General features: G+C 62.6%; 22 protein-coding genes. 15 read left to right on the forward strand and 7 right to left on the reverse strand.

Features of this window, described 5'->3' with window-relative positions; genetic code table 11:
• Positions 1–128 precede the first annotated feature (128 nt).
• Positions 129–2060, forward strand: a complete 1932-nt coding sequence (locus tag AACH32_RS00620) for an ATP-dependent nuclease (RefSeq protein WP_338604287.1) — start codon at positions 129–131, stop codon at positions 2058–2060.
• Positions 2061–2100: 40 nt separating this feature from the next.
• On the opposite strand, the gene AACH32_RS00625 is transcribed toward AACH32_RS00620, so the two are convergent.
• The gene (locus tag AACH32_RS00625) at positions 2101–3177 is read right to left on the reverse strand and encodes a C45 family peptidase (protein WP_338604289.1); all 1077 of its coding nucleotides are present in this window, start codon (positions 3175–3177) and stop codon (positions 2101–2103) included.
• Positions 3178–3398: 221 nt separating this feature from the next.
• On the opposite strand from AACH32_RS00625, the gene AACH32_RS00630 reads away from it, so the two are divergent.
• Positions 3399–4031, forward strand: coding sequence for a TetR/AcrR family transcriptional regulator (locus AACH32_RS00630; protein WP_338604291.1), 633 nt, complete (start codon positions 3399–3401; stop codon positions 4029–4031).
• Positions 4032–4132: 101 nt separating this feature from the next.
• Entirely contained in the window at positions 4133–4690 is a 558-nt protein-coding gene (locus AACH32_RS00635) for a hypothetical protein (RefSeq protein WP_338604294.1), read from the forward strand.
• Between the two features lie 100 nt (positions 4691–4790).
• Here the strand turns inward: AACH32_RS00635 and AACH32_RS00640 are convergent, their stop codons facing one another.
• From AACH32_RS00640 to AACH32_RS00660, 5 genes are all read right to left on the reverse strand, one after another.
• Complete coding sequence (locus tag AACH32_RS00640) at positions 4791–5420, reverse strand: redox-sensing transcriptional repressor Rex (RefSeq protein ID WP_338604297.1); 630 nt, start codon at positions 5418–5420, stop codon at positions 4791–4793.
• Positions 5421–5506: 86 nt separating this feature from the next.
• Positions 5507–5875, reverse strand: a complete 369-nt coding sequence (gene atpE / locus AACH32_RS00645) for an ATP synthase F0 subunit C (protein ID WP_338604299.1) — start codon at positions 5873–5875, stop codon at positions 5507–5509.
• A gap of 82 nt (positions 5876–5957) precedes the next feature.
• The gene (gene atpB, locus AACH32_RS00650) at positions 5958–6647 is read right to left on the reverse strand and encodes a F0F1 ATP synthase subunit A (protein WP_338604302.1); all 690 of its coding nucleotides are present in this window, start codon (positions 6645–6647) and stop codon (positions 5958–5960) included.
• A gap of 2 nt (positions 6648–6649) precedes the next feature.
• On the reverse strand, positions 6650–7060 hold the full coding sequence (locus AACH32_RS00655; RefSeq protein ID WP_338604305.1) for an ATP synthase subunit I: 411 nt from the start codon (positions 7058–7060) through the stop codon (positions 6650–6652).
• Positions 7060–7329: an AtpZ/AtpI family protein gene (locus AACH32_RS00660; protein WP_338604307.1), complete on the reverse strand. Its 270-nt coding sequence runs from the start codon at positions 7327–7329 to the stop codon at positions 7060–7062. Before AACH32_RS00660 ends, AACH32_RS00655 begins: the two co-directional genes overlap by 1 nt.
• 416 nt (positions 7330–7745) lie before the next feature.
• On the opposite strand from AACH32_RS00660, the gene AACH32_RS00665 reads away from it, so the two are divergent.
• The 4 genes from AACH32_RS00665 to AACH32_RS00680 all read left to right on the forward strand — a co-directional run bounded on the left by AACH32_RS00665 (position 7746) and on the right by AACH32_RS00680 (position 12885).
• A complete protein-coding gene (locus AACH32_RS00665; RefSeq protein ID WP_338604309.1) occupies positions 7746–8348 on the forward strand; it encodes a hypothetical protein in 603 nt (200 codons plus the stop codon).
• A gap of 56 nt (positions 8349–8404) precedes the next feature.
• Positions 8405–9109, forward strand: a complete 705-nt coding sequence (locus AACH32_RS00670) for an SGNH/GDSL hydrolase family protein (protein ID WP_434062349.1) — start codon at positions 8405–8407, stop codon at positions 9107–9109.
• A 1216-nt stretch (positions 9110–10325) separates the two neighbouring features.
• A complete protein-coding gene (locus tag AACH32_RS00675) occupies positions 10326–11693 on the forward strand; it encodes a TrpB-like pyridoxal phosphate-dependent enzyme (protein ID WP_338604314.1) in 1368 nt (455 codons plus the stop codon).
• A gap of 277 nt (positions 11694–11970) precedes the next feature.
• Complete coding sequence (locus tag AACH32_RS00680; protein WP_338604317.1) at positions 11971–12885, forward strand: sensor domain-containing diguanylate cyclase; 915 nt, start codon at positions 11971–11973, stop codon at positions 12883–12885.
• A 30-nt stretch (positions 12886–12915) separates the two neighbouring features.
• On the opposite strand, the gene AACH32_RS00685 is transcribed toward AACH32_RS00680, so the two are convergent.
• Entirely contained in the window at positions 12916–15309 is a 2394-nt protein-coding gene (locus AACH32_RS00685; RefSeq protein ID WP_338604321.1) for a PASTA domain-containing protein, read from the reverse strand.
• 177 nt (positions 15310–15486) lie between these two features.
• On the opposite strand from AACH32_RS00685, the gene AACH32_RS00690 reads away from it, so the two are divergent.
• From AACH32_RS00690 to AACH32_RS00725, 8 genes are all read left to right on the forward strand, one after another.
• A complete protein-coding gene (locus AACH32_RS00690; protein WP_338604324.1) occupies positions 15487–17031 on the forward strand; it encodes a serine hydrolase in 1545 nt (514 codons plus the stop codon).
• Between the two features lie 89 nt (positions 17032–17120).
• Entirely contained in the window at positions 17121–17510 is a 390-nt protein-coding gene (locus tag AACH32_RS00695; protein WP_338604327.1) for a secondary thiamine-phosphate synthase enzyme YjbQ, read from the forward strand.
• Complete coding sequence (locus AACH32_RS00700; protein ID WP_338604330.1) at positions 17507–17785, forward strand: hypothetical protein; 279 nt, start codon at positions 17507–17509, stop codon at positions 17783–17785. The genes AACH32_RS00695 and AACH32_RS00700 overlap by 4 nt, the downstream gene beginning before the upstream one ends.
• A 15-nt stretch (positions 17786–17800) precedes the next feature.
• Positions 17801–18793 (forward strand): PAS and helix-turn-helix domain-containing protein, encoded by a 993-nt coding sequence (locus tag AACH32_RS00705; protein WP_338604333.1) that lies wholly within the window; start codon positions 17801–17803, stop codon positions 18791–18793.
• 237 nt (positions 18794–19030) lie between these two features.
• A complete protein-coding gene (locus AACH32_RS00710; RefSeq protein ID WP_338604336.1) occupies positions 19031–19345 on the forward strand; it encodes a hypothetical protein in 315 nt (104 codons plus the stop codon).
• A 126-nt stretch (positions 19346–19471) separates the two neighbouring features.
• Positions 19472–20596, forward strand: coding sequence for a hypothetical protein (locus AACH32_RS00715; protein ID WP_338604339.1), 1125 nt, complete (start codon positions 19472–19474; stop codon positions 20594–20596).
• Positions 20597–20608: 12 nt separating this feature from the next.
• Positions 20609–20914: a hypothetical protein gene (locus tag AACH32_RS00720; protein ID WP_338604341.1), complete on the forward strand. Its 306-nt coding sequence runs from the start codon at positions 20609–20611 to the stop codon at positions 20912–20914.
• Between the two features lie 143 nt (positions 20915–21057).
• Entirely contained in the window at positions 21058–21504 is a 447-nt protein-coding gene (locus AACH32_RS00725; protein WP_338604344.1) for a tetratricopeptide repeat protein, read from the forward strand.
• Positions 21505–21999 lie beyond the last annotated feature (495 nt).

The raw sequence follows: 21999 nt of genomic DNA on the forward strand, positions 1-21999 counted from the left end.
TGACATCCGCTGGCTATTACTGCCAATTTATTTGTTAGCAACCAGGGGGGTATTTCAACGAATATTTTAAACGGTTCGTGATTGTCCGGATTGCCCTGCCAAGGGCGAGCTGGCTTTTGGGGGGTGCAATGAAGATCAAGCAGGTAAAAATAAAAAATTATCGATCCTGTAAGGATGTTGTAATTGATTTCGAGTCTATTCATGCGCTCGTTGGCCCAAATAATGCTGGAAAATCAAGTATATTAAGGGCGCTAGACTTTCTGTTCAATCCCTCCAGATATAAAATTGACGAAGAGTCATATTGGAATGGAAACAAGGACAATCCAATTTGGATTGAAGCAATTTTTGATGATTTGAGCGCAGATGAAATTGAATCATTAGGAGGGTATCTTAAAGATGATGAATCTTTCCATATGGCTAGATACGCTATGTTATCTGGGGAAGAAGATGAAGACACAGATAGCAAGGTAATAATTGGACAAAAATATTGTAACAAGGTCCCAAAGTACGATTGGCTACAAGAAAACAAAATTAATGGCAAAATGATAGGAGAATGGCTAACGTCACCGGAACAGTTAGTAGTTAACGGATTAAATTTTGCTGAAATAGTTGGTAATAAGCCGAAGGTAGGGGAGTGGAAAGAAAAAGCAAAAGAAGTTGTGTCTACATCTTTAACCCCCGATGATTTTATTGAAGAATGGATTGATAATCCAAAAGGGTATGCGGGTGTGCTGAAAAGTACACTGCCTCATTTTATTTTTGTCCCCGCAGTTAAAGAAGCTTCAGACGAGGCGAAGGTCACTAAGTCTAGCCCATTTGGTAAACTAATATATGAAATACTAAAAGGTATAACAGCCGAGCAAACCATTGAAATGGAACAGTCAATGTCCAGGTTGCGTGCAAGGCTTAACCGTGTAGGAGGTAGTGAACGTATTGCAGATATTGTAAATACAGAAGAAAGGATTAACAAAATTCTTTCTTCTTATATACCATGCGATCTTGAGATGGAGTTTCAGCCCCCAACCATTGAAGTCATACTTACTTCGCCAAGAATTTTCGTTAATGATGGCTTCCGTAATACAATAGAAAATAAAGGTCATGGCTTGCAGAGAGCCTTTATTTTTTCTGTCCTCCAGTGCTATTCAGAATTAGTCACCGGCTACGGGGACAACAAAAAAAGGTCAATGATTTTTGGGGTAGAAGAACCTGAACTATATATGCACCCACAAGCTCAGAGGAACATACGAAAAATATTTCAGGGTATCGCTGCTAACGGTCGCGATCAGGTTGTTTTTTCAACACATTCTGCGTTGTTGGTGGACGTTGCTTATTTCGATGAAATTATTAGAGTTGAAAAACAAAAAATAAACAGCGAAGGAGAAGACACGGTTTGTACCAAAGTTTGGCAGCTTCCTATGAAAAAAATGATAGTTGATTTAACTACTAGAGTCCCCAAAGCAAAACCAACTCCGGAATCAATGAGAGATTTATACTCTCATGCTTACCATCCTACCAGGAGCGAAGGGTTTTTTGCTGAGAAAGTAATATTGGTTGAGGGGCCTACCGAAGCGTATTCTTTGCCCATTTATGCAGAAGCAATGGGCATCTTATTGGATCGGGAAAATATCGGTATCGTAGAATGTGTCGGCAAAGGACAAATGGATAGGCTGTATCGGATTTTCAATGAACTTGGCATAGCCTGCTATTTGCTTTTTGACTATGACCAAGGCAAAGACTCCGAGGTAATGTCCAAGGACCTGCTTGCTCTCCTGGGATATACAGGAAAAATTCAAGGCCCAGTGTGTGTTGAGCCAACTTTCGCGTTTTTTATCAACAAATGGGAGACACAAATAAATAGTGAGATACCTGATGTTGAGAACCTCACAGCACAGGCGAGAAAGACTCTTGCACTTTCTGCTGACACGGGCAAACCGTTAGTAGCCCGCTATATTGCGAGGGAGATAACATCTTGGGGCGCCCCTCTGATACCGCCGACCATTGTTGACATTTTGAGTGCCGCAGTGGAAGTTGGGTGGTCTAGCAGTTGCCTCCGCTGTTAGGAATAGACAGTGCCAGTTCACACCACGCCACCCTCTAGCCTTATCCCCCCGCCACCTCGTAGCGCAGGTACTCGTGGGTGCAGGGGTTGCCTGCGGCCACCAGCATGACGCGCTGCGCGGGCAGCATGATAAACGAGCCCAACGACTCGGCCTGGAGCATTGGCGGCACGGCGGGGTCGGGGTGGCGGCAGATGGAGTTGGGCCGACCCTGATGATCGCTCAGGATTTCGCCCAGGGTCGCGTGGGTCAGGCGGCCGCTGAGCTCCTCGGCCCGCTGCTGCATGCGGGCGGTGCGCGCCGGGCTGTCCGGAAAGACCATCTGATAGTTGTCCACCGCCTGAAAGCGCGGGGTGCGGTAGTTGTTGGCGTGCACCAGGATGCCGCCCTTGGGCTCTAGCACCTCGACCTCGTCCAGCGTGCCTTCCACGCAGATCAGACCGCCCCGGGCGTCGCCCAGGGTGACGCTGACGATGCCCCGGCAGGCCTGCTCCAATATGCCCCGCGCCTGGGCCGGGTCGGACTGGCGCATGGCCTTGGGCAGATAGGCCGCCAGGGGGATCCGGGGCCGCAGGTCGGGTTGCATGGGGGCCACGCCGTTGAGGCAGCAGCCCAGCCCGGCGGAGTTCAGGGTGTACTCGCCCAGGCCCAATATGGGTAGCACCAGTTGCTGCAGGCCGTCGTCGCGCCGGATGCGCACCAGGGCCAGGGGAGTGCCGGTGAACCAGTCGATGTTTTGCCCCATGACGGTCTGGCCGTCCGGGGTGGCCGGGCCGGTGGCGGCCAGGGTGGTGCACATGGCGGCCAGGTTGGTGTTGAAGAACAACAGCTCCAGACCGCAGCGGGTGGCCCAGGCCTCCTCCAGGCTCATCCCCGCGCCTTGGGCCTGGCCGCGCACAAAGGGCTCCAACTCAGGGTCGAAGCCGGTGGCCGCGGGCCACAGCTTCATGGCCAGGGCCAAGGCCTCGGCCCGGGAGGTGCCGTGCACCATCTGCACCACGCCCAGAATCTGGTCCAGCCCTTGGCGCATGGGCCCGGCCAGGGCCTGGCCCCAACCGCGCCCCACCTCGGACGGGGTTCCGGCCAGCTCCACCAGGGGCAGCTCAGTTTTCTGCTTCATGGCCTCATCTCCCCAAACCGGCCGCACCCAGGGAACCGACACCGCCAGGCCGGCTCCCAGGGAAGCCAGGACCGCCGTCCGCAGCCACTGCCGTCGGTTTATACTACTCTTGCGCGGCGTCGAGTTTCGTGTCCTTACTTGTTGGACCGGGTTGTTGGTTGCAGTGTTTCGCGTTACGGGATATATTACATACATACTGTACGTATGTCAAGGGAGGAACCATGACCCCCGGCAAGCAAGCCCCGGCCGAGAAAACCCCGGCGGACAACAAGCAGGCCGCCCGCAGCCGGCGCACCACCGAGCGCCTGCTGGCCGAGGCCCGGCGCCTGTTCGCCGAGCACGGCTTTGCCGGGGCCTCGGCCGAGCAGGTGGTGGCCGCCGCGGGGGTGACCCGGGGGGCGCTGTATCATCACTTTGACGGCAAGAAGGGCCTGTTCCGGGCGGTGGTGGAGCAGGTGCAGGCGGAGATCAAGCAGCGGGTGAGGGTGGCGGTGGAGCGGGAAAGCGACCCCCTGGAGATGCTGATCGCGGGCAACGATGAGTTCCTGGCCGCCTGCCTGGAGCCGGGGGTGCGGCGCATATTGCTGATCGACGCCCCGGCCGCGCTGGGCTGGGAGGCCTGGCGGGAGATAGACGAGGCCAACGTCCTGGGCGAGTACCGCGCCTTCCTGGGCCTGCTCATGGACCAGGGGGTGCTCAAGCCCCTTCCCGCCGAGGCCCTGGCCCATGTCATCTCCGGCGCGGCCAACGAGGCCGCCTTGTGGGCCGCCCAGGCCGACGACCCCGCCGCCGCCCTGACCCAGGCCCAGCGCACCATGGCCGAGCTGATCCGCACCCTGCGCGCAGCCGGTTGACAGCCCCCGCCCGCAATGGCAGGGTGAGCGAAACCCGCTTCCAAGATTGTTCATGAACAAATCCGGCGGAGTCGTGAGTCAGTGCCGTACATCCGGCAGCGATGAAAGGCATGACGGCGGGCCATCAGGCCAAGGAAGGTCATATCATGCGGACAAATCCCTTTAAATTAAGTGGTCGCCTCTTCGCCGCCTCCCTGGCGATGCTGGCGCTTTTCATCGCTCTGCCGACCACCCAAGCAACGGCAAAAAACCTTAAGCCCATAGTCCTCGCCAACCCGGAATCCTTGGGCACCGTCATCTCCGGAGAAAAAGGCCTGATTAAAATCGCGACCCAGGGCCCCTGTACCGTGTGCCTGGCCGTGGTCAAGGACCTGGACGTGGACAATTGTCTCCTGGTTTATCAGGCCGAGGTCAAGACCAAGAATTTAAAGGGCAAAACGTTTCTTGAGATGTGGTGCCATTTCCCGGGCAAGGGGGATTATTTTTCCCGGGGAATGCAAAAAAGCCTGAGCGGCGATAGCGGTTGGACGATGCTGGAGACCCCTTTTCTGCTGCAATCCGGGCAAACCCCCAGCCAGGTGACTCTCAGCTTGGCCATAGCCGGGGCGGGTGAGGTCTGGATCAGGAATCCGGGGTTATCGACCAGGCCACGCCGCTGATAAATGCTTGGACGATCGACGGCGTCAAGCCAGGCGCAACCATACCCCCCGCGCGGCATCGGCCGGCGGCCGATAGGCTGGTTGTCGTCGGGGTTTGGTCTTAGCTGGTGGTCAGGTAATAGGCCAGGTTGTCCAGCTTGACCGAGAAATCCACGTTCTCCACCTTGATCCCCTCCGGGGCCTGGATCTGGGTGGGCGCGAAGTTGAGGATGGCCTTGACCCCGGCGTCGACCAGGCGGTTGGCGATGTCCTGGGCGAACTCGGGCGGGGTGCAGATGACCCCCATCTCCACCTGCTTGTCGCGGCAGACGGACTGCATGTCGCTGGGCGGGTAGATCATCAGGCCGGTGACCAGTTTGCGGCCCGCCTTCATGGGGTCGGCGTCAAAGGCGGCCACGAAACGGTAGCCCTGCTTGGTGAAGTTCTCGTGGGCCACCAGGGCGCAACCCAGGTTGCCCACCCCCACGATGGCCAGGTTCCATTCCCGGTGCAAGCCCAGGATCTTCTTGATGTCGAACAGAAGCTCCTTGACGTAATATCCCACTCCCCGCACGCCGAACTGTCCGAAATAGGCAAGGTCCTTGCGTATCTGCGCGGGGTTGACCCCGCAGAGCTCGGCCAGCTTTTTGCTGGAGACCACGGTCACCTGATCCTTGATGAGCCCTTCCAGGGCGCGGGTGTAGAGCGACAGGCGGGTGATGGTGGCGGCGGGGATTTTCAGGAACTTCATGGCAAGGCCAATCTTGTTGTGCTTAGAGGCACATGCATACTTCCAAAAAAGGCCGGGCCACGAGGGCCCGGCCCATCGGATGCGGTCTAGCTCATGCCCAGGAACTTGGCCACGGGAGCGGCCATGGGGTAGGCGTAGAGCAGAATCAGGCTGATAACCAGGGCGTAAATACAAAGGGACTCAACCATGGCCAAGCCGATGAGCATGGTCACGGTGATCTTGCCGCTGGCCTCCGGGTTGCGGGCGGTGCCCTCAACCGCGCCCTTGATGGCGATGCCCTGGCCGATGCCGGTGCCGAAGGCCGCGATGCCGATGCCGAAGCCGGCGGCGGTCACGGTGGCGGCGAACAGCTTGGCGGCCTCAGCCATGGCGCCCGCGTCGGCGGCCATCGCCACGGCGGCCAGGCCCAAGGTAAACAGGCCGGTAAGCCCCGCGATCAGAGAAAACTTCTTCATGTCCAACTCCTCAAACTAACGGTTTTTGCCTTCTTCCTTATATGGGTGCCTTCTTCCCAATAGGGAAAACTTCTTTACGTTCTTAGTGCGATTCCTCGAGCGATCCGGCGATGTAGAGCATGGTCAGCAGGCTGAAGATGAACGCCTGCACAAAGCTGGTGAAGATGGCCAGGAACATCATGGGCAGGGGCGCGAAGAACATGCCCGCCAGGACGAACAGGATGGCCAGCACCAGGTCCTCGCCCAAGACGTTGCCGAAAAGACGGAAGGTGAGCGACAGGATGCGGCTGAAGTGGCCGATCAGCTCGATGGGCAGCATCAGGGGGGCCAACCACCAGATGGGGCCCATGAAGTGCTTGATGTAGCTGAAGCCGTGCTGCTTGATGCCCACCGCGTTGTAGATGATGAACACCACCAGGGCCATGGACAGCGGGGTGTTGATGTTGCTGGTGGGCGAGAGCATGCCCGGCACCAGGCCGATCCAGTTCATGCACAGGATGTAGATGAACAGGGTGGCGATGATGGGGTAGAAGGGCCGTCCGTGCTCGCCCATGACGTCCACGGAAAAGTCCTCGAAACCGCCGATGAGCACCTCGAAGAAGTTCTGCCCGCCGGAGGGGATCATCTTTACCGTGCCCACGGCCAGCTTGGCGACCACCAGCAGGAACAGGATGATCAGCCAGGAGTAGACCACGTGGGGGTAGTGGTGGACAAAGCCGCCCAGTCCCACAGAGTCCAGCAACAGCCCCAGCAGCAAAAGCGGATGTTCCATGCTTAGAACGCCTCCTTACGAAGCTTGAAAGCCTGGCGCGCGCCCCAGGCGAAGATCGTCACCACCACCACCGAAAGGCCCACCAACAGGCCCAGCGGCTCCACCAGGCCCTGGCGCACCAAGAAGAACAGCACCACGGCGGTGGCCAGGAACCGCAGGTAATACTTGGTCAGATACCTGCTCAGCACGCCTTTTTTCTCCCGCGGCAACAGGGTGCGGCAGATGGTGCGCTGCAGCAGGCGGTAGTTGAGCAGGGCGATGAGCCCGCCCACCACCACGCTGAGACCCGAGCGCCAGTCGGCCACGATGAAAGCCCCGGCGCTGAGCACGCCGAAGGTGACCAGGTTGGCCCACCACAGCCCTTTCATAAGGGCCGCTTCCGGGGTCTGCATGGTCAGTGGTTTGTGAGCCATCATCGCTTTTGTTTGTGCTCGGCCTCGTCGATGCGCTCCTGGGAGCGCTCGGTCCGTTTATAAAGAATGAACAGGTTGCGGAAACCAGCCGCAATACCCATCCCCAGGCCTATGAAAAAGCCCCAAGGATGGGTGCCGAAATATTTGTCAACCAGCCAACCCGCGCCCAATCCCATTACCGTGGCCAAGACCATGGCGATGCCCATGGAACTGACCCTGGCCAGGATAAGCAGGTATTCGCGGGTCGATTCGCTGATAAACCGGCCCAAACCGGTCTCCCGCCCTACACGCCCCCAGGGGGCTTGGTTTAGTTTTGTGCCGCCCTGGTGGAGAGTTACGTCCGCCAGCTCCGGGCAAGGTCGCCCCTTTCCCGCAGGCTTTGGCGGTCAGCACTTGCTAACATGCAATCTCGGGGCAAGTCAACTCTTTTTTGTGCCACAATGCGCAATCTCCCCGGACCGGGTGGGTAAATCGCGGACGGCGCGCCTTTGCTCCCGAAAATACGGAGCAAAATGTTATAAAGAGATAGCGGCGATGGTGGCCGAAACGGGCGCGCCAAAGGCCGGGGACGGCTGGTATGGACGGACGGTCCGGCCGCCCCTTGCGGCCCGGCCCGGCGGCCCTCCACAATGAAAGGCGAGACCATTTTAGGCCGTCCGTCCGGCAGGGAGCGACCGAGGCGAACATGCGAAGCAAAACCATCCTGAGAACCGCGGCCCTGTTGCCCGTCCTGCTCCTGGTGCTGGCCTTGGGGGCCTCCTGGTGCGCGGCCGCCCCGCCCAGCGACGAGAGCCTGGCCCTGTCCCGGCGGCTGGTGCAGCTCAAGCCTCTGGACTACAAGACCATCGCCCAGATGATGGAGATAGACTGCCTGCAGAGCATGGCCGGCAGCCCCATGGGCAAGCGCCTGGACCTGGATGACACCAAGGTCTATTGCCGGGTGGTGGGCGAGGTGTTTTGGTCCCAGGTGAAGGACCAGGTCAACGAGGCCATGGCCATGGCCTATGCCCAATACCTTTCCTATCACGAGCTGGAAGTGATAGTAGGGGAGGTGGAGGCCAAGCGCGCGGGCCGCGACTCCAAGTTCTCGCCCCGCCAGGTGCAGGAGGTGGCGACCCGCCTGGCCAAGGCCGATCCGGGGATAAAGGCGGAAACCGCCTGGCAGATCAAACAGATAACCAGGAAGTGGCAGGAACGCTTCGCCCTGGATGACTATTTCAAGAAACAGTTTCGCGCCCAGGTTTTGGAGAAGTTGCCCTGGAAGATCCGCAGCAAGATAGCCTACTGAGCCCCGAGGAAGGCCGGGAGGCGGGGGAGCAGGCCCCCGGCCGCGCGGGCCTGGGCCTGGGCAAAGGGCTGCTCGCCGTGGCCCTGTCGCCGCTGATGCTGGCCCAGGGGCTCTACGTGCGGCGCACCGTGCCCCAGATCCCCGAGCCCGAGGGGCCCCGCCAGGGCGAGGAAGGCCAGGGCCCGGAGCTGAGGCTGCTCATCGTGGGCGACTCTTCGGCCGCCGGGGTAGGGGCCGAGTATCAGGGCGAGGCCCTGAGCGGCCGCCTGGCCGAGGCCCTGGCCCGCTCCTTCCGGGTGCGCTGGCTCCTGGCCGCCCAGAGCGGCTTCACCACCCAGGACCTCATTCACCAATTGCAGGTACTCCACCCCCAGCCCTGGGACGTGGCCTTCAGCGTGCTGGGGGTCAACGACGTGCTGTCCGGAGTGCGGCCCAAGGCCTTCATCGCCCGGCAGAAAAGCCTGGTGGAGCTGTTGCGGCGCCGCTATTCGGTCAAACGGGTGCTGCTCTCGGGCCTGCCGCCCATGCACCGCTTTCCCTCGCTGCCCCAGCCCCTGCGCTGGTATCTGGGCGCCCGGGCCCGGGGCCTGGACGCCGCCCTGCGCGCCTGGGCCGCCACCCAGCCCCACCTGGACTACCTGGCCCTGGATTTCGATCTGGAGGTGGAGGACATGGCCTTCGACGGCTTCCACCCCGGCCCCAACGCCTACGCCCAGTGGGCCCTGGGCGTGGCCGAGAAGATCAAGGCCTGGCAGGGCTAACCGCCCGCTGATTCTAAAAATCTGCAAATCGCGTAGGTTGGGCAGAGCGAAGCGAAACCCAACAATCCCTTTGTCGTTGCGAGGAGCACAGCGACGAAGCAACCTCTGCACGCAGAAGGCGCTCCCGCCCCGCCAGCCCCGCCCGAGCGCGGCCCGTCCGCCTCGCCGCCAATTTCCAGGCAATAGCCGTCATTGCGAGGAGCTGCGGCCCAAGAGGTTGGTATGGAAAGGGCGGTTCTCCCGCCGCGACGCGGCAATCTTCCGTTCCCCTGGTCATGCCGAGGGGCGAAGGACGAGGCCAACCCGCCCACCAAGCCACGAACCGCCCCGCCAGGGGGGGAGGCGAAGATCGCCGCGTCACATCCCCTGCCGGGATGCTCCTCGCGATGACGGCTATTGCTGTATGGGGAGAGGGAAATAGGTAATTGTTAGGCTTCGCTTTGCTCAACCTAACCTACACTATCTTCATATAATAATAAGCAAAACAGCGTAGGTTGCGGTCGAGGGCGTAGCCCGAGGCCCAACAATTCCTTTGCCGTCGCGAGGCGCGCAGCGACGAAGCAACCTCTGCCCGCAGAAGGCGCCCCCGCCCCCCCAGCCCCGCCCGAGCGCGGCCCGTCCGCCTAGCCGCCAATTTCCAGCCAATAGCCGTCATTGCGAGGAGCGGCGGCCCAAGAGGCTGGAATGGAAGGGGTGCCCCTCCCGCCGCGACGCGGCAATCTTCCATTTCCCATCGGCATGCCGAGGTGCGAGAGACAAGACCAACCCGCCCACCAAGCCACGGACCGTCCCGCCTGGGGTAAGGCGAAGATCGCCGCGTCGCATCCCCTGCAGGGATGCTCCTCGCGATGACCATTATTTCTGTATGGCCCCCACAGCGATGGCGTAGGTTGGGTTGAGTGCAGCGAAGCCCAACAATTCATTACTGAGGAGAGCGCCGTCCGCTTCCCCCCACCCCTCCCCCCCACATTTTTGTGTTGACACTCACTCCTAGATACTGGTATACCGTATACAAAACCATGGAGCGTAACATGACCCGCATTCACCCCGCCCTTATCAACCTTCTCTGGTGGCGCTGGCAGCCGCCGGGTAGAGGTGGGTCCGCGCTCTGAGCAAACCGTTTGCAGCCGCGCCGCGGGCCCCAGGGCCCGCGGCTCCTTTTTTGGCCCTTATTGCACGGGAATAGCCAGCCTTTTAGCAAGGAGAGACTGAAATCATGGAGCAGGTCAAGGTTCTACTCGACGAAACCGAGATGCCGCGCCAGTGGTACAACGTCCAGGCGGACTTGCCCACGCCCCTGGCCCCGCCTTTCCACCCGGCCACCATGGAGATCGCCACCCCGGAGCAGATGAACGTCATCTTCCCCATGTCGCTGTTGGAGCAGGAGATGAGCCCCCAGGCCTACTGGGACATCCCCGACGAGGTGATGCAGGTCTTGGCCCTCTGGCGGCCCACTCCCTTGCAGCGGGCCCGCGGCCTGGAAAAGGCCCTGGGCACCCCGGCGCGCATCTACTTCAAGAACGAGTCGGTCTCCCCGGCGGGCTCCCACAAGCCCAACACCGCCGTGGCCCAGGCCTATTACAACAAGCAGGAGGGCATCAAGCGCATCGCCACCGAGACCGGCGCGGGCCAGTGGGGCAGCGCCATGAGCCTGGCCTGCAACATGTTCGGGCTGGAGTGCACCGTGTACATGGTGCGGGTCAGCTATGACCAGAAGCCCTACCGCAAGTCCATCATCAACACCTGGGGGGCCGAGATCTTCGCCAGCCCCAGCGAGCAGACCAACTCGGGCCGCGCGGCCCTGGCCGAAAACCCCGACCACCCCGGCTCCCTGGGCCTGGCCATCAGCGAGGCGGTGGAAGACGCGGCCACCCGCGACGACACCAACTACGCCCTGGGCTCGGTGCTCAACCACGTGTGCCTGCACCAGACCATCATCGGCGAGGAAGCCATCCGCCAGATGAACAAGATCGGCGAGAAGCCCGACGTGGTCATCGGCTGCATCGGCGGCGGCTCCAACTTCGCGGGCATCTCCTTCCCCTACGTGCGCGAAAAGATCAAGGGCATGGACGTGCGCATCCTGGCGGTGGAGCCCGCCTCCTGCCCCACGGTCACCAAGGGGCTCTACGCCTACGACTACGGCGACACCGCCCACCTGGCCCCCATCGTCTTGATGCACACCCTGGGCCACACCTTCGTGCCCCCGGGCATCCACGCCGGCGGCCTGCGCTACCACGGCATGAGCCCGCTGGTCAGCCGCCTGGCCGAGGACAAGCTGGTGGAGGCCATCGCGGTGCCCCAGCTGGAATGCTTCGAGGCGGGCCTCATGTTCGCCCGCACCGAGGGCATCGTGCCCGCGCCCGAGTCCACCCACGCCATCCGCGGGGCGGTGATCGAGGCCCTCAAGGCCAAGGAAGAGGGCAAGGAGCGGGTGATCCTGTTCAACCTCTCGGGCCACGGCCACTTCGACATGAGCGCCTACGACGCCTATCTGGCGGGCCAGTTGTCCAACTACGAGTATCCCCAATCCATGGTGGACGAGGCCCTGAGCAAACTGCCCCACGTGGAGCTGCCGGCCATGTAAACAACGGCCGGGCTCCCGTAGCGGACCAACGGAAGCCCGGCCTTACAACCTCCTCCGTGGTGGCGGGGCTCTCGGCTTGGGCCGGGAGCCCCGCTTTTTTCAAAACGTAATGGAGGTGATAGGCCGAACCGGCGGCATGGATTGCCAAAAGTCTTGCAAATGATAATGAATAGTAATAAAAATAATCAGTTGTGACTTTGGTGAATTTGTCGACGACCCGCGTCCGAGGGTCCTTAATTCGGGGTCCTGTGACCAGCTTTCATGGGGTAAATGCACGATGAACGGCCAGTCCTTTACCGACGAATTGGTGCGCTTGTGCCCCGACGGTATCATCGGGGTGAACCGCGAAGGCACCGTGGTCATTTTCAACGAAGCGGCGGAGCGGATGTTTCAGCGCGACAAGCAGGATGTGCTGGACAAGCTGCACATCACCGAAATCTACTATCCTCCAGACTTGGCCCGGCAGATAAAGAAGCTGCTCTACGACCAAGAGCACGGTGGCCGAGGCCGGGTGGACGAGGTGGAGGTGGAGGCCATCAACGCCGAGGGCCGCAAAATGCCCATCCGCCTGTCGGCCGCCCTGCTCACGGAAGGGGGCCGGGAGGTGGGCAGCGTGGGCTTTTTCCACGATATGAGCACCCGCAAGGCCCTGGAGCAGGAGCTCTTGCTGCGCTCCATCACCGACAGCCTCACCGGCTTGGCCAACCGACGCCACTTCCAGGAGGTGTTGCACGTCGAGGCGCGGCGCGCTCAACGCTACCGGCGGCCCCTATCCCTGGCCATCCTGGACATGGATGGCTTCAAGCGCATTAACGACACCTATGGCCACCAGCAGGGGGATGAACTACTCAAGCTCTTGGGCCAAAGCCTGCGCCAAAACCTGCGCCAGGTGGACCGGGCGTTCCGCCTGGGCGGGGACGAATTCGCCCTGTTGCTGGCGGAGACCACCCGGGAGCAGGGCATGGTGGCCGTGGATCGCTTCCGGCAACACTTCAAGCAAGTCTGCCACCCGGCCATGGACCACCTGGAGGGAACACCGATCCCGGTGACTCTCAGCCTGGGCCTGGCCCAGCTGGAGGCGGGCGAAGCGCCGGAAAAGCTGATCAAGCGGGCCGACATGGCCATGTACGAGGCCAAAAAACAAGGCGGAGACCGGGTGATACAGGCCCCGCCAACGGCCGAGGAAGATTAGGCGCCGCCCGGGCCCGCCGCTCTCACCCGTCTACCGGCCCAGGCTCCAGCCCCGGAACATGCCGCCGATATCGCGCTCCACCACCGCATCCACGCACTGATCCAGGGCTGGCGACATCCGGCAGCCCAGCTGCTTCCAGCGCCCTGCCATGGGATTGAACGCCGCGTTCAGGCTGTCCAAGGTGGCCCCGCCTCGGCGGCAGGCATTTAGCGCGATGTCGTTCATGCGCTGGCACTCCTGCTGGGGGGTCAGCCGCCGGGCCGGCTGGGGCGGCGGGGCCGGTTGCTGCCGGGGGGCCGGGGCCGGGCGGGTGGCCTGGGCGTAGATGCGCTCCCCGGCCTGGCGCCAGTAGCAGTTGTTTTGCCGGGCATAGGCCAGGGCCTTGCCCGCCTCCTGGGTTTGCTTGGCGGCGATGTTGCGGTCAAAGATCAGGCCCGCCCTGAGGCACAGGGCCTTGGAGCGCCCTTGGGCGTACCAGCCGCAGCCCTTGGCCTGGGTCAGGATGTTCTTGAGCCCGCTCAGGTCCTTGCTTTGTTGGGCCATGGCAAATGCGGCGTCGTAGTCTTGGACCAGGTCCTGGCAGCGCAGGAAACCTTGGGCCTTGGTCTGCCAGTCGCAGCCCTGGGCCTGGTTGGCCGCCTGAACGGCGGCCCGGCGGTCCTTGGTTTCCAAGGCCCGGTTATAGGCCTGGGCCAGGCGGGCGCAGCGCACCCAGGTCTGGGCCTTGGCCTGCCAGGCGCAACCCTGGGCCTCGTTGGCCACCTGACCGGCGGTGTTCAGGTCATGCTTTTCCACGGCCTGATTGAAGATGCGGCCCAGCCGGTCGCAGCGCTCCGCCGGGGCGGCCTGGGCCTGGCTTGGCCGGGGTTGGTCGTACACGCTCAGGCCCACGATGTGCCCCTGTTGGGCCGCCGCGCCGGGGGCGGGGTTCTGCCCGGCCACCTGCCCGGCCTGCTGGGGACGGGGGGCCGGTCCGGCGGAGGAAATCTTATACTTGAGCCCCGCCCGGCCCAGGGCCTGGGCCGCCTGCTGGGCGCTCAAGCCCACCAGCCGGGGCACCGCGCGCTGGCCCGCCAACTGGGCCTGGTTGGGGCACTTGTGCCGTCGCAGGGAGGCCAGGGTGCTGGCGGACTGCTCCCGGTTGCCCTCGTTCTGGAAACGCTGATACCCCTCCCACAGCCGGCGGCACACGGACAGGGGCACGCAGTCGCTATGGTCGCTGTTCCACACCCAGCCCTTGGCCGCGTTGCAGGCGCAGGTGGCCCGGCCCTGGGCCGGGTCCCATTGGGCAAAGGCGTGCTCCGGGCAGCGCTGGGCCAACAAGGCCTTTTGCTTGGCCTCGGCCCGCGCATAGCAGGCCTGGGCTTTTTGCGCGGCGGCCTGGGCTGCGTCCCGCGCCTGGCGCGCCGCGCCGTGGGCCTGGGCCACCTGGGCGTATAGCTGGGGCGCGTCCCGGCACTTTTGCCAGGTGCCCAGCAGCTTGAACAACTTTTTCTGGCGCTCGTCGACCTCCCGCAGCCGCTGGTGCTCCTTGGGTGCGTCGGCTGGCAGCAAATGCTTGTCCGCCTGGAACAGCAGGCGCTCTTTTTGTAGGCGGGTGAAGACCGGGGCCAGGATGGCCACACTTTGGCGGGCGAAATCGAGCTGCACTGGGTCCAGGTTGGCGGGCAGGGGAATGCCCTGGCGGGCGCTGTTGTAGATATCAAATACCAGGCGCTGACCGGCGCCCACCCGTCGGGCGGTTTCCTGGAGCACCTGGTGCAGTTTGACGAACAGTTTATCCATCTTCTCGCGCTGGGCCTGGAAATAGTAGTAGGCCGAGCCGTGGGTGGCAAAAAACTTGTTGTCGATCTTGGTGGCCCTTTGGCTAAGTTCATAGGCCCGTTGGCCCTGGTCGGCCAGGGCCTTCAGCTGGGGCCACTGGCCCCGCAGCCAGTTGTGGGCCTGCTTGGTCCGAAAAGTGGCTGAGTTCAGCTCCTGCTGCAGGGGGGCCGCCTCATCCAGGGCCTTTTGCAGCTTGATCTGGGCGGCGGTGACCCCGGCCTTTTCCCCGGCGGCGCAGGCCGCCCGGCCCTGCTCTTGGGCCGAGGCGTACAGGGCCCGCAGCAGCGCGGCCTTGGCCTCCGCCTGCTTGGCCCAGTAACGCAGGTTCTTGGCGTGCTCCAAGGCCTGCTGGAACAACTTGGCCTGGGCCAGGACCGGCGGGGTGAGGCGGGAGGCCTCCTGGCGGTCGGCCCGTATGCGCTCCAGGGCCCCCTTGTGCTCGGCCCAATCCCGGCCGCCGGCCAGGGCCATCATCTGGTCGGTGATTTGGCGCACGCGATCCTCGGCCGCGGCTAGGGCCTCTGGCGCCAGCGCGGGGGCGATGTTGAGCAAAAGGCAAAGGCAGAACAGGGCCGGGTAACAAGGTATGCGAAGCGTCATGACCAGAAGCAACTCCCTTCGGCAGGGGAATGGAGGAGCTCCATTGTGCCCGCGACCAGGGGTCTTGGGCAAGGCCGGAAGCCGAAATACGAATAATTACGCTGTATATCGCGCCCTGGATGGCTTAGTCTGGAATGGAATCCGCCATATGAATTGGGAAGAATTGGGGGTTAGGTCATGCGTCGCCGTTCGCGCCTGGTTGCCGCCGCCCTGTCCTGGCTGCTCTTGCTCTGTCTGCTTGGCCTGCCCCCCGCCGGGGCGGCGCCCGCATCGCAAGCCGATCTGCAAAAGTTCCTGAGCCGCTTCGAGGCCTATGCCGAGAAAAACCGCCGGGCCTTCGGGGTGCCGGGCCTGTCCATGGCCGTGGTGGCCGGCGACAAGCTGGTGCTGCTCAAGGGCCTGGGCGTCACCGCCCTGGGCGGGGGCCGACCGGTGGACGGCGACACCATCTTTCAGATCGGCTCCACCTCCAAGGCCTTCACCGCGGCCATGGTGGCCATCGCCGCCGACGAGAAGAAGCTGGCCTGGGACGACCGGGTGATCGAGCACCTGCCCGGCTTCTTGATGCAAGACCCCTGGGTGACCCGCGAGTTTCTGGTCAAGGACCTCATGGCCCAGCACACCGGCCTGGCCCCTCACGCCGGGGAGTTGCAGGCCCTGTTCGGCTTCGGCCCGGCCCACATGGTCGCCTCCCTGGCCCACCTCAGCCCGGTGACCAGCTTCCGCTCGGCCTTCGCCTACCAGAACATTCCCTTCCTGGCGGCGGCCCGGATGGTCAGCCGCCTCAGCGGCCTGGACTACGCCCAATTCCTGGAGCGCAAGATTTGGCAGCCCCTGGGCATGAGCCGCACCAGCCTGCCCCGCTCCGGGCTGGCCCAGGGCGACAACGTCACCCGCCTGCACCGGCGCGAGAAGGGCAAGACGGTGCTGTTGCCCCGCGACTGGCCCTACCAGGATTGGATCTACCTCTTCGGCCCGGCCGGGGGCATAAACTCCACCGCCCGGGACATGGCCCAGTGGCTGCGCCTTAACATCAACCGGGGCGAGGTGGAGGGCAAGCGCCTGATCAGCGCGGCCAACGTGGAGTTCATGCACACCCCGGCCACCCCGGTGAAGGTGGATTTAGCCGATGGCGCTCTGGCCCAATACTGCCAGGCCTGGGTCTACGAGCGCCACGGCGCCTCGCCCACCATGGTCTGGCACAACGGCGACACCTCGGTCAACCACGCCATGATCGCCGTTTTGCCCGAGGCCAAGGCGGGCCTGGTGATGCTCAGCAACCTGGGCGGGGTGGACATGCTGGACAACCTGGCCCGCTATTTCCGCGACCTGTGGGGCGGCCTGGAGCCCCCGGACTATTGCGCCGAGTACCTGGCTAAGCTCAAGGAGGCCGACGGCAAGAGCGAGCTGCCCCCCCGGCCGAAAAGCCCCTTGCCCCCTCAACCCCTGGAGCGCTACGTGGGCCGTTATGCCAACCCGGTGTATGAGACGGCGAACGTGGCCCTCAAGGGCGCGGGCCTGGAGATGACCCTGGGCCCCCGCCGGGTGCGCATGGAGCTGGTCCCCTGGGACCGGGATCGTTTCCTGGCCCGGGATCCGGCCGATCCCGAAATGCTCAACTTCCTGGTGTCCTTTGAAATCGGCGGAAAGGGCCTGGTGGAGCGCTTCCGGGCGTCGGGCCTGGAAAACGAAGGGGGCGGCCTCTTCCGCCGCCTGCCCTGAAAGACTCCCTCCCGGTTCGGGCTAGGCTCCTTGGAGGCCGGCGGCGGGGCTGATATGCTGTAGCCGGAACCAACGGCGAGGAGCGAGGCATGACCGGCATCGAAGTGCAAACCAGCGCCCACACTCAGGGCGTGGACATCACCCGCCAGGTGGCCGGGGTGGTTCAGGCCGCCGGGGTGCGGGAGGGCTGGTGCGAGGTGTTCGTGCCCCACACCACCGCGGCGGTGGCGGTGAACGAGGCGGCGGACCCGGACGTGATCGCCGACATCATCGACGCCTTGGACAAGCTGGTGCCCTGGCAGGGCGGATACCGCCACGCCGAGGGCAACTCGGCGGCCCACGTGAAAAGCGTGCTGGTGGGCTCCACGGTGCGCCTGCCGGTCCAGGGCGGCCGCCTGGCCCTGGGCACCTGGCAGGGCATCTTCTTCATGGAGTTCGACGGCCCGCGCCGCCGCAAGGCCTGGGTGGACGTGCGATGAACCAAGCGACCCCGCCGCCGCCGCAGGGCCCGGAGCCGGAGCCCGAGTGGATCGACCCGGAGCTGGAGGAGAAGAAGGCCAACGAGGCCTGGCTGCAAAAGCACTGGAAGATCGTCACCCCGCTGCTCATCGCCCTGCTCTTGGCGGTGTTCATCCTGCCCCTGGTTTTCCTGTCCTTTCTAGAGGCCCTGGTCATCCAGATCGCCGGGGCGGGTGTGCTCTACATGCTGGGGCGCAAGTACACCACCGCCTTTGACAAACGGCGCATTTTTTAGCCTGGGAGATGCTCCGTGACCATTCCCCCCGACCCCAACTCCCCTGATCGCGGGCTGTCGCCCCAGGGGCAATATCAGCTGCTTTTGGCCCAGGCCCAACAGCAGGCCACGCCCGACGGCATCCTGGTGGTGGATCAGAACAACCGGGTCAAATCCTGGAACCAGCGCCTGTTGGAGCTGTGGGGCCTGGACCCCAAGGTCATGCTGGGGGCGGACACCCAAAGCCTGCTCAAGTTGACCACCCCCCTGCTGGCCGAGCCCGAGGAGTTCGTCCGCCGTCTGACCCATCTATACCGCCACCTGGAAGAGCCAGAAGACGCCTGGGAGTTCTCCCTGCTGGACGGCCGGATCATGGTGCGCTATTCCCGGGGCCTGCTGAGCGCCGACGGCCGTTATTGGGGCCGGGTATGGTTTTACCGCGACATCACCCGCCGGGTGAAAATGGAACGGGAGCTCCGGCAACACCGCGACCACCTGGCCGAGGAGGTGGCCCGGGCCACCAAAGGGCTGCAAGAGGAGATCGCCCGCCGCCGGATGACCGAGCGGCAGCTCCGGGAAAAGGAAAAGAGCCTCAAGGCCCAGGCCCGCCACCTGGAGGAGACCAACATCGCCCTCAAGGTGCTGTTGAACCAGAGCGCCGCCGACCGGCGGAGCCTGACCAGCGGCTTCCGGGTGAACCTGGAGACGGTGGTGCTGCCCTACCTCAAGGAGCTGCTCTCCCTGGGGCTGAGCCGGGAGCAGGAGGCCCTGGCCCGAGTGATCCAGGACAATCTGGAGGCCCTGGTCAGCCCCTTTGTCGCCAAGCTCATGGAGGCCCATCCGGAGCTGACCACCCGGGAGGTGCAGGTGGCCGATCTGGTGCGCGCGGGCAAATCCAACAAGGAAATCGCGCCGCTGTTGGGCATCAGCGCCAGGGCGGTGGAGTTCCACCGCGAAAATATCCGCCGCAAGCTGGGCATCGCCGGACAAAGGGCCAATTTGCGGGCCCGCTTACTTTCACTTAAGTAACTATCTGCAAATAAAGTAAATTCAAGTAGGCGCTCCAAGACGGCCTTCCCGGCCGAAAACTTTAATACCAGTTAAATGCCAGTTAAAACCTGGCAAAATAATGTGCGGAGATATTGTACCGGTTCGTTACAATTAAGATTGCAAACAACTATTAATAACGGCCGGGCGGTTCGATGGCGGCGATGTGCGCCCCAGGGGACCGGTCGAGGCCGGAAAACGTTTTGAGGAGCAATTATCGTGAAATACAAGAGCCTTGCCATAACCGCCGGCGTGGCGGCCGCCTTGACCATGGGACTGTACCTGGGCGCCGGAGCCCAAGGGGCCAACTGCACCATCGGTGGCGAAACCGGGCCCGGCGTGCCGGTGTTGCTGGCCGCCCAGAGCGATGCCAAGACCAAGCCGGCCCAACCGGCAGCGGAGCAGCCCAAAGACGCCAAACCGGCTCCCGCCGCGGCCCAGGCCCCGGACAAGGACAAAAAGGACGCAAAACCGGCCCAGCCCGCGGGCGCGGCACCCATCGTGCCCATCATCGCCCCCGATGAAGGCTGCTAGCCAACACTTAGTTTCATTTGGTTTACAGGCGAGAGGGATTTTTTCCCCTTTGGCGGGGGAAAGGTATCAGCCAGGTAAGTCATATGGAGGCAACAATTGTTTAAGAAAACACTAGCAGGTCTGAGCATGCTGGCCGTTATGGCGGCCGGTGGCTTGGGCGTGCAAGCCGCGGGAGCGGCCGCCGCGCAACCGGAGAGCGCCCTCATGGCCCCTCCGGCCAAGAACTGCGCGGTGGTGGCCGAGTTCCCGGGCTTACAAAACGTGACCACCCAGAGTTACATCCGAAAAATCACCCTCAACGAGGGCCTGGTGATCCGCAAGAGCCGCATAGAAAACGGCAAGATCATCATCCCCCCCTCGGGCTTGTACTACACGACCCGTACCCCCAAGAGCGGCGTGCTGCAGGGAGACAAGGTTCTCATCCTGGGCAAGCTCTACGAGTTCGTGGATCAGGCCACCAAGTTGGACGTAATCACCAACGTGTGGGTGGATAAGAAAAAGGGCGTTCCCTTTGGCGACGGGACCAAACGCCTGGAGCTGAGCATCCTGGCCATGGGCGCCAACGGCTTCCCGGTGCCCAACGCCACCTTCAAGATCCTCAAGCAGTCGGGTAACTACTACGGCGTGGCCTTCCCCGTGGCCACCAGCAACCTGTTCACCGACATCACCAGCGGCAAGCTCAACAAGGGCACCGGGCGCAAGACCGGCACCTACCTGCCCACCGACAAGGGCCAGGACTTCGAGACCGAATACTACGCCAGCTCGGTGGCCGTCAGCGGCCAGACCTATCTGGTGGCCGACAAGGTGACCCCCAAGGGCGCCCAGGTCAAGGAGTTCGCCACCGGCGCCCTGCGCTACATGCTGCTGAGCCCCGATGCGCCCAAACAAGCCCTCATGGCTGCGGGCGACAAAATCGAATACGGCGGATTCACCCTGGAAATCACCAAGGTGGCCGCCAACTTCGCCGATGCGAAGCTGACCTGCAAAAAGAGCGGCAAGAGCTGGACCAAGCGTTTTGGCCCGCTGACCGCCGAGGTGCTCAAGTACATGCCCGTGGACGAGGAAAGGCGCGCCGCCTTCGTGCTGCGCGACCCCTCCGACCGGGTGCAGGCCCAGCTCAACATCTACAAGGCGGGTGGAGCCTTCCAAGACGGCAAGGTTCAGATCGCGTTGTACAAAGACCTGATCAAGCTGGGCAATCCCAGCCCCTGGACCCCGGACAAGCGCTTCCTTTACCGTCCCGACACCTGAAGCACCTGCTCCATGTTCATCGAGGGCATGCTTGAGAATGACAAGCAGATCGTCCTGGATGCAGCCAACAACGTGTTTGTTGGTCCGAACGGATACTTCAAGGTGGTCATCGACAAATTCGACGGTAAGACTATTCAGGCCTGGCACGTGGAAGACGCCAAAGGCAATTCCACCGGCAACCTGGCGGCGCGTAGCGGCGGCACCAACGTTGATCTTCTGATCAACAAAGACTGCCGCACCGTGTCTCACTTCATGAAGCGCATCGCTCTTCAAGTCCTAGCTGAACAACAGAAGCAGATTAAAGAGCTCAGCAAGTAGACTGGCGCGCAACCCTCTCGCCGCCATGGACCGCCGGGTTTTACCCGGCGGTCCTATTTTTTGCTGCCGGCTTGGGCAAGCGGGGCGGCGGGCCTTATAATAGGAGGCTATGATCAACCCTCAGTCATCCCAGGAGGAGCTCCATGCCCACCAAGGCCGCCCGCAGTTTCGCGATAGTTCTGTTGAGCGTTTTCACCATGGCCGCCGTGGCCCTGGCCGGGGGCAAGGAGGACATCGCCGCCGGTAACCAGGCCGCCCAGGCCGGGCAGTTCAAAAAGGCGATCACCTTCTACACCAAGGCCATCGCCTCCAAGCAGCTCACCCCGTCCAACAAGGCCGTGGCCTACAACAACCGGGGCAGCGCCCACGACGACCTGAACCAGACCAAGGCCGCCCTGGCCGACTACGCCCAGGCCATCGCCATCGACCCCGAGTACGCCGAGGCCTACTACAACCGCAGCTATACCTACGAAAAGCTCAAGCAATGGAACAAGGCCCTGGCCGACGCCAGCAAGGCCGCCCAGTTGCAGCCCGACGACGACACTTATTTGCAGCGGGAGCACTATCTGCGCAGCAAGGTGAAAAAGTAAGCGGCGGCTTCGCCAGGCCCCGCATGGCGGCGTTGTCGGCGTCACGCGGTCCTCGGCGTAGGTAGACTACGCCTGCGTCCCTCGTTCGCCTGCCGCCTTGCCCTGAGGCCTCTGACTGTGCCGCGCGGCTTCGCCAGACCCCGCATGGCGGCGTTGTCGGCGTCACGCGGTCCTCGGCGTAGGTAGACTACGCCTGCGTCCCTCGTTCGCCTGCCGCCTTGCCCTGCGGCACCTGGCTGTGCCGCTGGTTTCTGAGCGATAGCGTAGGTTAGGTTGAGCGAAGCGAAGCCTAACAATTCCATTGTCGTTGGGGGGAGCGCAGCGACGAAGCAATCTCCGCCCGAAGGAGAGCCTTTCGCGCTATTTCGAGCCTTGGAGCCATAGCGTAGGTTGGGTAGAGGGCTTCCCAGCCCGAAACCCAACAATCCCTAACCAAAAAGGCCTCGCCCCGTTTTGGGGGCGAGGCCTCTCGCGTTGTCTCCGGTGATCCTCCGG

It is taken from the genome of Desulfoferula mesophila, assembly GCF_037076455.1.
In the GTDB taxonomy this organism is placed as follows: domain Bacteria; phylum Desulfobacterota; class Desulfarculia; order Desulfarculales; family Desulfarculaceae; genus Desulfoferula; species Desulfoferula mesophila.

Coding starts and splice junctions, on each gene's coding strand:
- AACH32_RS00680 (WP_338604317.1), top strand. CDS start 11,971: ATGAACGGCCAGTCCTTTACCGACGAATTGGTGCGCTTGTGCCCCGAC.
- AACH32_RS00640 (WP_338604297.1), bottom strand. CDS start 5,420: ATGAAGTTCCTGAAAATCCCCGCCGCCACCATCACCCGCCTGTCGCTC.
- atpE (WP_338604299.1), bottom strand. CDS start 5,875: ATGAAGAAGTTTTCTCTGATCGCGGGGCTTACCGGCCTGTTTACCTTG.
- AACH32_RS00690 (WP_338604324.1), top strand. CDS start 15,487: ATGCGTCGCCGTTCGCGCCTGGTTGCCGCCGCCCTGTCCTGGCTGCTC.
- AACH32_RS00700 (WP_338604330.1), top strand. CDS start 17,507: ATGAACCAAGCGACCCCGCCGCCGCCGCAGGGCCCGGAGCCGGAGCCC.
- AACH32_RS00685 (WP_338604321.1), bottom strand. CDS start 15,309: ATGACGCTTCGCATACCTTGTTACCCGGCCCTGTTCTGCCTTTGCCTT.
- AACH32_RS00665 (WP_338604309.1), top strand. CDS start 7,746: ATGCGAAGCAAAACCATCCTGAGAACCGCGGCCCTGTTGCCCGTCCTG.
- AACH32_RS00695 (WP_338604327.1), top strand. CDS start 17,121: ATGACCGGCATCGAAGTGCAAACCAGCGCCCACACTCAGGGCGTGGAC.
- AACH32_RS00715 (WP_338604339.1), top strand. CDS start 19,472: ATGCTGGCCGTTATGGCGGCCGGTGGCTTGGGCGTGCAAGCCGCGGGA.
- AACH32_RS00625 (WP_338604289.1), bottom strand. CDS start 3,177: ATGAAGCAGAAAACTGAGCTGCCCCTGGTGGAGCTGGCCGGAACCCCG.
- AACH32_RS00630 (WP_338604291.1), top strand. CDS start 3,399: ATGACCCCCGGCAAGCAAGCCCCGGCCGAGAAAACCCCGGCGGACAAC.
- AACH32_RS00620 (WP_338604287.1), top strand. CDS start 129: ATGAAGATCAAGCAGGTAAAAATAAAAAATTATCGATCCTGTAAGGAT.
- AACH32_RS00655 (WP_338604305.1), bottom strand. CDS start 7,060: ATGGCTCACAAACCACTGACCATGCAGACCCCGGAAGCGGCCCTTATG.
- AACH32_RS00720 (WP_338604341.1), top strand. CDS start 20,609: ATGTTCATCGAGGGCATGCTTGAGAATGACAAGCAGATCGTCCTGGAT.
- AACH32_RS00675 (WP_338604314.1), top strand. CDS start 10,326: ATGGAGCAGGTCAAGGTTCTACTCGACGAAACCGAGATGCCGCGCCAG.
- AACH32_RS00725 (WP_338604344.1), top strand. CDS start 21,058: ATGCCCACCAAGGCCGCCCGCAGTTTCGCGATAGTTCTGTTGAGCGTT.
- AACH32_RS00635 (WP_338604294.1), top strand. CDS start 4,133: ATGAAAGGCATGACGGCGGGCCATCAGGCCAAGGAAGGTCATATCATG.
- atpB (WP_338604302.1), bottom strand. CDS start 6,647: ATGGAACATCCGCTTTTGCTGCTGGGGCTGTTGCTGGACTCTGTGGGA.